This window comes from Streptomyces sp. McG3, from assembly GCF_018619185.1.
Classification (GTDB): Bacteria; Actinomycetota; Actinomycetes; order Streptomycetales; family Streptomycetaceae; genus Streptomyces.
The window spans coordinates 1-12,689 of the sequence record NZ_JAAXYC010000241.1; the positions used below are offsets into that span (position 1 = coordinate 1).

Sequence of the window (12,689 nt, forward strand, 5' to 3'; positions counted from 1 at the left end):
GGGGTGGGGGAGGGGGACGGCGAGGCGCCGCGGGTGGCCGCCGGCGCGTTCCGCGACACGCCGCCCGCCGCCCCGTCGGAGCTGCACCCGGCCAACGCGGCGACGCCGACGCAGGAGAGCGCCGTCAGCACGGCGGCAGAGGTACGCATTCGTGGGCGTGTCGCACGCTCCGGCATCGGTCGGATCCCCTCCGGTCAACCCTTGGCTTATGCCTCTGGACATGCCCCCGGCAACCACACGATCCCCAGGTCGGGGCCCTGCGCGCCCTGCCGGGTGAAAGCCGGCGAATCAGGGGCCCGAGACCGACGGTACGTCACACGGACGGCCCCGGCGCACGGTAGCTTTTCCCCGTCGGACCAGTGGTGTCCCGCCCGCCCGCGCACACACGGGCGGCTCCGGTACATTACGTCACGTCACATACTGTCCCTTTTCAGGAGATTAACTCCCGATGCTGTTTACTGATGACAACCTCGGTAGCCGGCCGGAAAGAGGCGGTACGGGCGCGAGGCCGCTGGGGAAGGCGTACCTCGTCCCACACGGGAGGTTCCGGTGACGACACGTGGAGTCCTGTACGTTCACTCCGCACCGCGCGCGCTGTGCCCACATGTCGAGTGGGCGGTGGCGGGCGTCCTCGGTGTGCGGGTCCAGCTGGACTGGATCAGACAGCCGGCCTCGCCCGGCACCTGGCGGTCCGAATTCTCCTGGAAGGGCCGCGCCGGCACCGCCTCGCAGCTGGCCTCCGCCCTCCGGGGCTGGGACCTGCTGCGCTTCGAGGTGACCGCCGAGCCGTGCCCCACCGCCGAGGGCGAGCGCTACAGCTCCACCCCCGGCCTCGGCATCTTCCACGCCGTCACCGGCATGCACGGCGACATCCTGATCCCCGAGGACCGGCTGCGGGCCGCGCTGGCCCGGTCGGTGCGCGGCGAGAGCGACCTGGAGACCGAGATCGCCTCCCTGCTCGGCAAGCCGTGGGACGACGAGCTGGAGTCCTTCCGCCACGCGGGCGAGGGCGCGCCTGTTCGCTGGCTGCACCAGGTCGTCTAGCTGCCGGGGCTCTGCCCCGGACCCCGCTCCTCGATCGCCGGAGGGGCTTGACAGCGCGGAAGCCCGCCTCCCGGGAACCGGGAGGCGGGCTTCACTGCGGAGAACTTCAGACGGACCGGAACGCCAGCACCACGTTGTGCCCACCGAACCCGAACGAATTGTTGATCGCCGCGATCGGCCCCTCGGGCAGCACCCGCGGCTCACCGCGCACGATGTCCGCGTCGATCGCCGCGTCGAGCTCGTCGATGTTGATGGTCGGCGGAGCGATGCGGTGGTGCAGCGCCAGGACCGTCGCCACGGTCTCGATGCCGCCCGCGCCACCCAGCAGATGACCCGTCATCGACTTCGTCGCGGAGATCGCGACATGGTCGAGGTCGTCGCCCAGCACCTTGCGCAGCGCCTTGATCTCCGCGAGGTCGCCCTGCGGCGTCGACGTGGCGTGCGCGTTGAGGTGGACCACCTCGGACGGCTTCAGGTCGCTGGAGTCCAGCAGGTTCTGCATCGCGGCGGCGATGCCCCGCCCGGTGGGCTCGGGCTGCGCGATGTGGTGGGCGTCGGCCGACAGGCCCTGGCCCAGCACCTCGCAGTAGACCCGGGCGCCCCGCGCGGCGGCGTGCTCGGCGGACTCCAGGACGACGACGCCCGCACCCTCGCCGAGGACGAAGCCGTCCCGGCCGGTGTCGTACGGGCGCGAGGCCGTCTCGGGCTCGTCGTTGTTCTTGGACATCGCCATCATGTTGGCGAACGCGGCGATCGGCAGCGGGTGGATCGCCGCCTCGGTGCCACCGGCGACGACCACGTCGGCACGGCCGGTACGGATCATCTCCACGGCGTACCCGATCGCCTCCGCGCCCGAGGCGCAGGCGGAGACGGGCGTGTGGACGCCCGCCTGGGCGTTGACCTCCAGGCCGACGTTGGCCGCCGGGCCGTTGGGCATGAGCATGGGAACGGTGTGCGGGGAGACGCGGCGTACGCCCTTCTCCTTCAGCACGTCGTACTGGTCGAGCAGGGTGGTCACGCCGCCGATGCCGGAGGCGATGACCGAGCCCAGGCGCTCGGGGGCGATGCTCTCGTCCTCGCCGGCCTTGGCGGTGAAGCCCGCGTCCGCCCAGGCCTCGCGGGCCGCGATCAGCGCGAACTGCGCCGAGCGGTCCAGCTTGCGGGCCAGCGGGCGGGGCAGTACGTCGCCCGGGTCGACGGCCGCGAGGGCGGCGATCCGGACGGGCAGTTCGGCGAAGCGCTCGCCTTCGAGAGGCTTGACGCCGGACCGGCCGGCCATCAGACCTTCCCAGGTCGATGCGGAGTCGCCACCCAGCGGAGTGGTTGCGCCGATACCGGTGACGACCACGGTGCGATTGGTCGAGTTCACTGGAAAATCTTCTCCACGTGTAGAGGGTCGTGAATCAGCGGCGCCACCGCCGGGTGGCGACACAGCCGGGCTGGGATCAGCCCTGGTGCTTCAGGATGTAGTCGGCGGCGTCGCCGACCGTCTTGAGGTTCTTGACGTCCTCGTCGGGGATCTTGACGTCGAAGCGCTCCTCGGCGGCGACGACGACCTCGACCATGGACAGCGAGTCGACGTCCAGGTCGTCGGTGAAGGACTTGTCCAGCTGGACGTCCTCGACCGGGATACCGGCGATCTCGTTGACGATCTCGGCGAGACCGGTGACGATCTCTTCCTGCGTGGCGGCCATCTTGGCGCTCCTTCGGTGGGTTTCTTCAGGGTTCGTGCGTACGGACCAAAAGGTCCGGTGTGCCTAGGGGAGGGTAACGACCGTCGCGGCGTAGACGAGACCCGCCCCGAAGCCGATGACGAGCGCGGTGTCGCCGCTCTTCGCCTGACCGGTCGCCAGGAGCCGCTCCATCGCGAGCGGAATCGAGGCGGCGGACGTGTTGCCGGTGGACTCGACGTCACGGGCGACCGTGACGTGCTCCGGCAGCTTGAGGGTCTTCACCATCGAGTCGATGATCCGCATGTTGGCCTGGTGCGGAATGAAGACGTCCAGGTCCTCCGGGGCGATCCCGGCCGCGTCCAGCGCCTGCTGGGCGACCTTCGCCATCTCGAAGACGGCCCAGCGGAAGACCGCCTGGCCCTCCTGCGTGATGGCCGGGAACTTGATCTCGCCCTTCGAGTCGAGCGGCAGCTTGGAGACGTCGCCGATGTGCAGGTCGTTCCAGGCCACCGTCTGCTTGATGGTCTCGGACTTGTCGCCCTCGGAGCCCCACACGGTCGGGCCGATGGCCGGTTCCTGCGAGGGGCCGACGACGACCGCGCCCGCGCCGTCACCGAACAGGAAGGCCGTCGCGCGGTCCTCCAGGTCGGTCAGGTCGCTGAGCCGCTCCACGCCGATCACGAGGACGTACTCCGCGGAGCCCTCGACGATCATGCCCTTGGCGAGGGTGAGGCCGTAACCGAAGCCCGCGCAGCCGGCCGAGATGTCGAAGGCGGCGGGCTTGCCCGCGCCGATCCGGTGGGCGATCTCGGTGGCGACGGCAGGGGTCTGCTTGAAGTGCGAGACGGTCGAGACGACGACCGCGCCGATCTGCTCGGGATCGATGCCCGCGTCGGCGATGGCCTTGCCGGACGCCTCGATCGACATCGCGGCCACGGTCTCCTCGTCGGAGGCCCAGTGGCGGGTGACGATGCCGGAGCGGGAGCGGATCCACTCGTCGGACGAGTCGATCGTCTCGAGGATCACCTCGTTCGGCACGACCCTGGTGGGACGGTAGCCGCCGACCCCGAGGATCCGTGCGTACGGGGCGCCCTTGCTGGGCTTGATCTTCGACATGCTCGCTCCTTAGGCGCCTGCGTGCTCGGAGATGAGCGCGCGGGCCGTGTCGAGGTCGTCGGGGGTCTTGAGCGCGAGCGTCTTCACACCGGGCAGCGCGCGCTTGGCGAGCCCGGTCAGCGTGCCGCCGGGGCTCAGCTCGACGAGTGCGGTGACGCCCAGCGACTGGAAGGTCTCCATGCACAGGTCCCAGCGGACCGGGTTGGCGACCTGCCCGACCAGCCGGGCGATGACCTCGGTGCCGGTGGCCACGGTGTGGCCGTCGGCGTTGGAAACGTAGCGCACGGTCGGGTCGGAGACGGTGAGGTCACCGACCGCGGCGCGCAGCTTCTGCACGGCCGGGGCCATGTGGTGCGTGTGGAACGCGCCGGCCACCTTCAGCGCGACGACCCGGCGCACGCCCTCGGGCTTGTCGGCCTCCAGGGCGGCGATCTGGGCGGCGGTGCCCGCGGCGACGATCTGGCCGCCGCCGTTGACGTTGGCCGGGGTCAGACCGAGCTTCTCCAGGTGCGGGACCGTCACGTCGGGGTCACCGCCGAGGAGGGCCGCCATGCCGGTCTCGGTGGCCGCGGCGGCCTCGGCCATGCCGAGCCCCCGGGTGCGGACGAAGCGCAGCGCGGCCTCGTCGTCGATGACGCCCGCGAGCACGGCGGCGGTGATCTCACCGACGCTGTGGCCCGCGACGACGGACGGCGAGGCGTCCAGGGCGGCTGCCGAGAGCAGTCCGGCGGCGACCAGGAGCGGCTGGGCCACGGCGGTGTCGCGGATCTCGTCCGCGTCGGCGCGCGTGCCGTAGTGGGCAAGGTCGAGCCCGATGGCATCGGACCAGGCGGCGATGCGGTCCGCGGCACCGGGGAGTTCGAGCCAGGGGGTCAGGAAGCCGGGCGTCTGAGCGCCTTGGCCGGGAGCGACGAGTACGAGCACCCTCACACTCTCTCTTGTGAACGGCTCCCCACGCCCGTGGGGACAGGGACGAAGAACCGTCGGGGGAATTGTTGAAGTCCAACAAAAGTCTAGGACTGAGGATCCGCTGCGGCCAAGCGTCCCAGGATCAGGGCGATCCTCAGTGTGAACGCGGAGCGCACATCGGAAGGGGACCATCCGGTGACGTCGGTCACACGTCGTAGCCGGTAGCGCACGGTGTTGGGGTGCACGAAAAGCATCCGGGCGGCGCCTTCAAGACTGCTCGCCTGTTCGAGATAGACGCTGAGCGTTTCCAGCAGGGCCGAACCGGCCTCTTCCAGCGGTCTGTAGATCTCCTCCACCAACTGGTCCCGCGCGGCGGGGTCTCCGGCCATCGCCCGCTCCGGGAGGAGATCGTCCGCCAGGACCGGCCGGGGCGCGTCCTGCCACGCCGAGCACGCCTTCAGCCCGGCTGCCGCCGCCTGCGCGGACCGGGTCGCCGCCAGCAGGTCCGGCACCACGGGACCCGCGACGACGGGTCCGGCGGCGTACGGCCCGATCAGGCCCTTCGCGACCTGGAGCGGGTTGTCGCTGCCGCCGGCGATGACCACGAGGCGGTTGCCCAGGACGCCGGTGAGGACCTGGAGCTTGGCGTGCCGGGCGGCGCGCCGGATCGCCTCCACGGTCAGCTCGCTGTCCCCGTCGGGCGCGGTGCCGAGGATCACGCACACGTGCTCGGGCGAGTTCCAGCCGAGCGCGGCGGCCCGCGACACGGCCCCCTCGTCGGCCTCGCCGGAGAGCACCGCGTTCACCACGAGGGATTCCAGCCGGGCGTCCCAGGCGCCCCGGGCCTCAGCGGCCTGGGCGTAGACCTGGGCGGTGGCGAAGGCGATCTCGCGCGCGTAGACGAGGAGCGCCTCCCGCAGCAGCGACTCGTCGCCCGGGGCGGCCACCTCGTCGATCGCGGCCTCCATGACCTCGATCGTGGTGCGCACCATCTCCACGGTCTGCCGCAGGGTGATGGCCCGGGTCAGTTCGCGCGGCGCGGTGCCGAAGACATCGGTCGAGATGGCCTGCGGGGTCTCGGGATGCCGGAACCACTCGGTGAACGCGGCGATGCCGGCCTGGGCGACCAGGCCGATCCAGGACCGGTTCTCCGGAGGCATCGCCCGGTACCACGGCAGCGATTCGTCCATGCGGGCAATCGCGTTCGCGGCCAGCCGGCCGGAGGACTGCTCCAGCCGTTTCAGGGTCGCGGCGTGCTGGTGGGCGTCGTGGGCGGGGGGCAGCTCAGGATCGGGTCGGGGCACGAGGACAAGACTGCCTTATCGGGCCGGGGGATCGGTGGGCCGGGGCGACGGTGCCCTGTACCGGCGGGTAGACGAACACCTGACGCAACCGTTCCGCTTCCACCGCCGGGGGCGGGCGCAACCGTTTCGCTCCCGCCGCCGCGTGCCGGGCGCAACCGTTTCGCTGCCGAGGCCGTACGCCGGGCGCCCCCGGGCTACCGTGGCCGGGTGATATCCGTGCACCGGTCCGATGACCGCTACCGGGGCGGGGACGAGACCGCCGGGATCGTCACCCGGCACGCCCTCTCCTTCGGTCCCCACTACGACCCGGACAACCTCCGCTTCGGCCCGATCCTGGCCTGCAACGAGGAGCGCCTCGCCCCCGGCTCGGGCTTCGAGGAGCACCCGCACAGCCATACGGAGATCGTCACCTGGGTCGTCGAGGGCGAGCTGACCCACCGCGACTCGGCCGGCCACTCCACCGTCGTCCGCGCCGGGGACGTGGCCCACCTGAGCGCCGCCTCGGGGGTCCGCCACGTCGAACGCAACGACGGCACGGCCCCGTTGACCTTCCTCCAGATGTGGCTGGCCCCCCTGGAGCCGGGCGGCGAACCCTCGTACACGGTCGTCCCCGGCATCGCCGACTCCACCCCGTACGCCCTGCCCGGCGCGGGCGCGATGCTCCATGCCCGCCGTCTGACCGGGGGCGAGCGCACGGCGGTCCCGGACGCGGTGCGCGCCTACGTCCACGTGGTGCGCGGGCGGGTCGCCCTGGGCGGCGAGGAACTGGGCCCCGGCGACGCCGCCCGGATCACCGGAGCGGAGGGCCTGGAGGCGGTCGCTGTGCAGGGGCCCGCGGAGCTGCTGGTGTGGGAGCTGGCGGGGTGAGGCGGCCCCGTGGAGCAGCCCCTCGGCGGAGCGCCAGCACAAGCACCGGGGCTGGGACCTGCTGGAACAGATGCGAAACATTCCGCCCCGGTGGCGCTGATCCGGGCGACCGGGACATGTCACCGAAGGCCCTGGGCGGAGCGACGGGCCCGCCATAGGTCGCGGAGCAGCGCGATCTCGGCCATGTGGTGGATGAGTTCCAGGTTGGCGTTGGTCAGCACACCGATGTACGGGTCGTCGGGGTCGGAGCCGTACGGATACTGCGAGAGCCCGACCGTGTCGAGCTGCTCGTCGGTGAGCGTGGCGATGCTCGCGCGGTGGCGGTCGATCGTCTCCCAGAACCGGTCGAGCGCCAGGGAGGCGGACGGCGTGAAGTCGACCAGGAGGTGCGGATCCCGCCGCCGTTCGCCGAAGGTCCACTCCCACCGGCCCGCGAAGTCGGAGTGCAGGTGAGCCAGCCGCCAGGCGATGGTGGTGACCGGCACGACGTCGGGCTCCGGCTCACCGGTGAAGGCGAGGACCTCCTCGACCCGTTCGGCGCTCACGCTCCAGTCCTCGGCGATCTTCGCCACGGACATGCCGCCCGCCGCCTGCCGCGCGACCTCCGCGTACTCGCTCGCCGGGATCTCCGGCGCCCCCTTGTCCATGACCCACGCGCCGGGGCCGTACGCCCGGGGCGTCACCGCCTCGTCCCGGCGCCGGATCGACCAACTGCCGGGGGCCGGCTCCCACAGGTACTCCTCGTCCCCGAGGCCCTTCAGCCGGACCTGGGCCATCTCCCGCGCCTGGTCGAACTGCTCGATCAGCATGCTCAGCCGGTCGGTCCGTCGATCGTGGTCGTTCACGCGTGGCCCCCTCGTCGTCGCGCCACGCGGTCCACGGCGCACGGAGGGAAGTTAACGGCTCACCTCACGGGGCGCGACCGAATTCCCGGGCGGGCGGAGGCCTGCCGGAAGCAGGAGGTCAGGCCTCGGCGCGCTTCTCCCGCTCGTCCGCGATCCGGTCCAGCTCGCGCATCGCCTGGGAGTGCCCGCTCATCCGCCGGCTCACCTGTCCGCTCGTGAACAGCGCGGTCCCCACGAGCGCTACGGGAAGGGACAGCCCCAGGATGAGCAGCGCCTCGGGCCAGTCGCGTTCGTCCTGGCAGTAATCGCCCTTCCACAGACCCTCGTTGGCCGTGCCGCGCTCCGTGAACAGACGTGCCTCGCACTCGGCGGTGTGGCCGCTGCGTGTCTCGACCGTGTACTCCGTGAGCAGCAGAATCGCGCACCAGCCCCACAACAGGGCCGACAGGAGCAGCAGACCGGCTCCCCAGTTGCGTATACGGGTGGACTGCTGCCGGAATTCGAGGTCGTACTCTCGTGAACGCATGGCGGATGAATCTAGCAGCGCGCGACGGGCAGCCGATCCGCATCAGGGCAACGTGCGGGTGAGCCACACCACTTCGCCGTTCTCCTCCATGGAGACGCGGTCCCGCTCGAACGCGAGCTTCTCCAGGACGCGCAACGACGCGGCGTTCCACGTGGCCACGGTCGACCAGAGCCTCTTCCGCCCGGTCGCTGCGGCGGCTCCGAGCACCGCACCGGCCGCCTCGGTGGCATAGCCCTGCCCGTGGGCGCGCTGGAACAGCTCGTACGCGATCTCGGGCTCCTCCAGGGTGGAGCGGCCGATGATCAGCCCGGCGTACCCGAGGAAGTCGCCCCCCTCGCGGCGCTGGATGGGCAGCAGGGCGATCCCCGTGGTCTCCGTCGCGGCGAGCAGTTCCCCTATGGACGTGCGGATGCGCTCGACCGGGGGCTTCCCCCTGCCGCGTTCGGCGAGCAGGTCGCTGAACCCTTCGGCGTCCGACTCGGCCCACGGCCGCAGGATCAGCCGCTCGGTCTCCAGGTGGTAGGGCATGGTCTCGTAGGTGGCCATGGGCCCACTCTGCCACCGCGCCCCGACCGGTCACCCGGGGCCGGGAACGTCCTTGCGCGCGCGGACGGCCAGGACGGCGACCAGCAGCGTCGGCACGAGCAGGAGCGAGAAGGTGATCGCGTAGCCGCTGAGCCGGCTCGTCCCTGCGGCCAGCCCGGCGTTGAGCACGGCGGTGGCGAACGCCAGGACGACGACCTGCCCGAGGTTCATGTTGGTCTGCATGGCACTGGTGGTGTGGCCCAGCCGGTCCGGTGCGCTGTGGGAGAGCGACAGCACCGTGACGCACGGGTCGAGCATCCCCATCCCGATCGCCGCCAGCGGCATGGCCGCCATCGCGAGCAGCGGGGACACCCCGGAGAAACTGCCCGCCACGGCGAAGGCGACGGACACCGCCATGATCAGGGCGCCGACCGTGACGAGCCGGTGCCGGGCGACGTCCTGGAGGAGCTTGCCCTGCGCCCACGACGCGACCGCCCACAGCACGGCGGAGGCGGTGAACGCCACGCCGACCGTCACCGCAGCCACCCGCCGCTCGGTGATCAGCATCAGCGGCACCAGCGCCTCGACGGTGAAGTACGTACCGGAGGTCAGCCCGCGCAGCAGCACGGCGGTGGGCAGACCCCGGGCACTGCGCCAGGTGCCCTCCGGCAGCAGACGGGGCGCGAAGACCACCAGCAGCGCGACCCCGGCGACGACGAACAGCAGGTGCCGCACGTCCCAGCCGGAGACGCCGTACTGGCCGAGCGCCGCGCCCAGGCTGAGCATCCCCGCGACCACCAGCGGCGGCCGGGAGGCGCGTTCCCCGGCGGGCGGGAGGTCGGCGGGCGGGGCCTGGTCACTCTCGCCGGAGGGGGCCTTCCCCAACACCGCGACCAGGGCGATCGCGGGCAGCGCGGTCAGCACGGCCAGGCCGTAGAAGACCGTCCGCCAGGACCACGCCTCGGCGACCACTCCGGCGACCGGCGGTCCGACCAGCGACGGGATGATCCAGCTCGCGCTCATCATCGCGAGCATCCGGGGCCGCAGGTACTCCGGATACGACTGCCCGATGGCGGTCGTCACCGACACCGCCACCATCCCGGCCGCCAGACCGTCGACGAAGCGGCCGGCCACCAACTGCCAGACGGAGACGCTGGACGCCGACACCAGGAGCGTCACCACGGAGAGGATCATGCCCAGCGCCAGCGGACGCCGGGCGCCGGAGCGGTCCGCCCAGTGCCCGCCCAATACGCCGCCGAGCAGGCTGGCAGCGACAAAGCTGCCCGCCACCAGGGGGAACAGGGACACCCCGTCCAGATCCTCGGCCGCCGTCGGCAGCGTCGGCACCACGGCCAGCGCGGCGAAGCCGGTCAGGAACATCACCGTGGCGAAGGTCAGCGTGGCCGCCGCGTACGGCCGGGAGAAGATGCCCGGCAGGGTGTCGCCGGTGTCGCTCGGTGGGGGGCGGAGTGCCTGTTCGGCAGTCATGGACGTCCCGTTGACGTGGCTCGACACCCCGAGGCTTGGTCTGGACCACCCGGAGCCAGCGAGAAGCTATGTCACGGGCCGACCACCGGGCAATCGCTTTTCCGGCGTCGTCGCCCGTCCTTCGTCGGCGTCGCCGCGGCCGCTGTCCGCGCTACCGGCGACGCGCGACGTGAGGGCAGCGAACAGCCTTCCGGATCAGCGCCACCGCGGCGGGATGTTCGCCAACTGCCTCAGCGGATCCCAGTCGGCCGGCCGCAGCTTCGGATCATGCCAGGAGGCACCGTTGCCGACCCAGTAGCCACGCAGTTCACGGACCTGCGACACGGTGTCGTCCCCGATGCCGGACTCGTTGTAGCAGCACGGGCAGATGACGTACCGAGGGGCGCCGTACTCGTCGAACACGGGCTCGCCGTCGTCATGCCCGCAGATCCGGCAGGCGGTCTCGGTCCTGTCGTTCTCGTCCCGCGCGCTCATTCCGGTTCCCCTCCCTTGGTCACCGCCCCGGCCGACGACGTGTCGGCCGACGCCGAACAGGGCGGTACGGGGCCAGTCGCCCGTACCGCCCTGCTTCCGGTGAAGTCGTGTCAGCGCAGCCCGTCCACGAACGCCTGCCAGGCGTTGGCCCCGAGGACGATGGCGGGGCCGGTCGGGTTCTTGCTGTCGCGGACGGGGACGGACCCGCAGGTGGGGTTGGCGGCGACCTCGACGCACTCGCCGCCGGTGCTGCCGCTGTAGGAGGAGGTCCGCCAGGCCGCGCCGCCGGTCACGGTGCACTCGACGCAGTCGCCGCCGGTGTTTCCGCTGTAGCTCGACTTGCGCCATTCCGCGTTCGTCAGGTCAGGGACGGTCTCCATAACGCTCCTCCATCACGCGGCTGATCCGCGCCACCGATTCCTCGACGGAGAGTGCGGTGGCCTGGAGGTGAGCGTATCGGAGCGAGGCCTCCCTGACCGTCTCGGGGCTGGCCGTCATATGGCCGGAGATGACGTCCTCGGTGTAGACGATCTCCGGGTCGTCGTCGAAGCGCAACTGGTTGAACGAGCCTGCCAAGCTCGCGTGTTCACCTGCCTCGAACGGCAGCACCTGGATCCGCATCCAGCGGTGCGCCGCGTAGTCCAACAGCTTCTGGAGTTGGGCCCGCATCACCTCGTGGCCGCCGATCGGCCGGTACAGCACGGCTTCGTCCAGGATCGCCCAGGCCAGCGGCGGCTTCTCCCGCTCCAGGATCCGCTGGCGTTCGATCCGGGCGGCGAGCAGACCCTCCAGATCGTCCGGCATGCCGGTGGCCAGCACCGCCCGCGCGTACTCCTCCGTCTGCAACAGCCCGTAGACCACCTGCGCCTGGTACGTCGAGATGTACGCGGCCTTCGCCTCCATGTCCGCGTACGGCTGGAACCACGTCGGCAACTGGCTCCGCAGCACCAGCCCCACCAGCCGCGAGAACGTCCCGTCCGTGCCCAGCGCCGCGTCCAGCCGCTCCGAGAAGTCGCGGGTGGGGATCTTTCTCGTCGTCTCGACCTGGCCGATCAGCGAGCCGGTGCAGAAGATGATGTCGCCCAACTGCGGCTGCGTGAGCTTCTGGGCCTCGCGGCGGCGGCGCAACTCCCCGCCGTAGTAGGCGAGCGGGGAGGCGTCGGGATCGAGCGTCTGGATGTTGGCCACGGATGGACCTCCGGGTGCAACGCCTCGCGGCGTTCGTTTCGGTACGTGGCCGACCGTAGCCATCCCGTCGCAGCCTGGTGACATGAATCACCTGCTTGTCCCCCGGAGGGGTCCCGGGGGCCCGTCCACCACGCCGGCTCTGTCCTGGGCGAGCACTCCGCCCGGCGCCTGCGCCGCGCCCTGCGCGGATGTCGGAGACCGGTGACGCGTCATCACCTGCCGCATGGGTGTCAACACCCATATTTCATGCGGATCATCGACACCTCACCATGACTGTGCAAAGGTCCCCGGCGGGGGTGAGAGCTTCTCGCCCATCCATCGCGAAGGCGCGGAGTCCCGGAAGCGGGACGTGATCGCCGCTGATGGAAGAGCTCGTGAGAGGAGAGCCTGGCCGTGACCAGGAAACGGGCGTTCGCCGAGTCGCCCGCCTACGCGGTGCTGCTGGGTGTCTCCGGCATCTGGGGAGCGGCGAGTTCCGGATATCCGATCTACACCCGGGTCTTCGGAGGGGCGATCGGAGTTCTCTGTGTGGCGTTCCTGGTCGTCGACTTCGCCAAGCGGCGGCGGAATCGGGCGGCTGCGGAAGTCGCTGACAACGAGGTCTGACGACTGAAGGGCCGAGCCGGGCGGGACGGGTGAGTCCTTCAGTCGTCCGACCATGCGGGCGGCCTCGCCACTCCGTCCATGAGGTCGGGAGACGCTCACTGTGCGAAGACGCCCCACCCCACCC

General features: G+C 71.2%; 15 protein-coding genes. 3 read left to right on the forward strand and 12 right to left on the reverse strand.

The genetic code is table 11. The features are described 5' to 3' along the window. Nucleotides 1-549 precede the first annotated feature (549 nt). Nucleotides 550-1,044 (forward strand): DUF3145 domain-containing protein, encoded by a 495-nt coding sequence (locus HET64_RS28935; RefSeq protein ID WP_215110106.1) that lies wholly within the window; start codon nt 550-552, stop codon nt 1,042-1,044. A gap of 106 nt (nt 1,045-1,150) precedes the next feature. On the opposite strand, the gene fabF is transcribed toward HET64_RS28935, so the two are convergent. The 5 genes from fabF to HET64_RS28960 all read right to left on the reverse strand — a co-directional run bounded on the left by fabF (nt 1,151) and on the right by HET64_RS28960 (nt 6,046). Further along, nucleotides 1,151-2,413: a beta-ketoacyl-ACP synthase II gene (gene fabF, locus HET64_RS28940; RefSeq protein WP_215110107.1), complete on the reverse strand. Its 1,263-nt coding sequence runs from the start codon at nt 2,411-2,413 to the stop codon at nt 1,151-1,153. Nucleotides 2,414-2,489: 76 nt separating this feature from the next. Further along, nucleotides 2,490-2,738, reverse strand: coding sequence for an acyl carrier protein (locus HET64_RS28945; protein ID WP_014045780.1), 249 nt, complete (start codon nt 2,736-2,738; stop codon nt 2,490-2,492). Between the two features lie 63 nt (nt 2,739-2,801). Next, on the reverse strand, nt 2,802-3,833 hold the full coding sequence (locus HET64_RS28950) for a ketoacyl-ACP synthase III (RefSeq protein ID WP_215110108.1): 1,032 nt from the start codon (nt 3,831-3,833) through the stop codon (nt 2,802-2,804). A gap of 9 nt (nt 3,834-3,842) precedes the next feature. After that, nucleotides 3,843-4,757 carry an ACP S-malonyltransferase gene (locus tag HET64_RS28955; protein WP_215110109.1) on the reverse strand — a complete coding sequence of 305 codons (915 nt, stop codon included), beginning with the start codon at nt 4,755-4,757 and terminating at the stop codon, nt 3,843-3,845. Nucleotides 4,758-4,846: 89 nt separating this feature from the next. Then, entirely contained in the window at nt 4,847-6,046 is a 1,200-nt protein-coding gene (locus tag HET64_RS28960; RefSeq protein WP_215110110.1) for a CdaR family transcriptional regulator, read from the reverse strand. Nucleotides 6,047-6,253: 207 nt separating this feature from the next. Here HET64_RS28960 and HET64_RS28965 point away from each other — a divergent pair, with 207 nt between their 5' ends. After that, nucleotides 6,254-6,913, forward strand: a complete 660-nt coding sequence (locus tag HET64_RS28965) for a pirin family protein (RefSeq protein WP_215110111.1) — start codon at nt 6,254-6,256, stop codon at nt 6,911-6,913. A gap of 119 nt (nt 6,914-7,032) precedes the next feature. Here HET64_RS28965 and HET64_RS28970 read toward each other — a convergent pair whose 3' ends face one another. The 7 genes from HET64_RS28970 to HET64_RS29000 all read right to left on the reverse strand — a co-directional run bounded on the left by HET64_RS28970 (nt 7,033) and on the right by HET64_RS29000 (nt 11,959). Further along, nucleotides 7,033-7,722 carry a DinB family protein gene (locus tag HET64_RS28970; RefSeq protein WP_251146025.1) on the reverse strand — a complete coding sequence of 230 codons (690 nt, stop codon included), beginning with the start codon at nt 7,720-7,722 and terminating at the stop codon, nt 7,033-7,035. Nucleotides 7,723-7,876: 154 nt separating this feature from the next. Further along, nucleotides 7,877-8,284 (reverse strand): hypothetical protein, encoded by a 408-nt coding sequence (locus HET64_RS28975; protein WP_215110113.1) that lies wholly within the window; start codon nt 8,282-8,284, stop codon nt 7,877-7,879. A 42-nt stretch (nt 8,285-8,326) separates the two neighbouring features. Beyond that, nucleotides 8,327-8,830 carry a GNAT family N-acetyltransferase gene (locus HET64_RS28980; protein ID WP_215110114.1) on the reverse strand — a complete coding sequence of 168 codons (504 nt, stop codon included), beginning with the start codon at nt 8,828-8,830 and terminating at the stop codon, nt 8,327-8,329. Nucleotides 8,831-8,860: 30 nt separating this feature from the next. Next, complete coding sequence (locus tag HET64_RS28985) at nt 8,861-10,297, reverse strand: MFS transporter (protein ID WP_215110115.1); 1,437 nt, start codon at nt 10,295-10,297, stop codon at nt 8,861-8,863. Nucleotides 10,298-10,492: 195 nt separating this feature from the next. Next, a complete protein-coding gene (locus HET64_RS28990; RefSeq protein WP_215110116.1) occupies nt 10,493-10,771 on the reverse strand; it encodes a hypothetical protein in 279 nt (92 codons plus the stop codon). Nucleotides 10,772-10,881: 110 nt separating this feature from the next. Then, entirely contained in the window at nt 10,882-11,151 is a 270-nt protein-coding gene (locus tag HET64_RS28995) for a DUF397 domain-containing protein (RefSeq protein WP_215110117.1), read from the reverse strand. Further along, complete coding sequence (locus tag HET64_RS29000; RefSeq protein WP_215110118.1) at nt 11,135-11,959, reverse strand: helix-turn-helix transcriptional regulator; 825 nt, start codon at nt 11,957-11,959, stop codon at nt 11,135-11,137. Before HET64_RS29000 ends, HET64_RS28995 begins: the two co-directional genes overlap by 17 nt. A gap of 393 nt (nt 11,960-12,352) precedes the next feature. Between HET64_RS29000 and HET64_RS29005 the strand changes: the two genes are divergently transcribed. Then, nucleotides 12,353-12,565: a hypothetical protein gene (locus tag HET64_RS29005; RefSeq protein ID WP_215110119.1), complete on the forward strand. Its 213-nt coding sequence runs from the start codon at nt 12,353-12,355 to the stop codon at nt 12,563-12,565. The last annotated feature ends 124 nt before the right edge of the window (nt 12,566-12,689 follow it).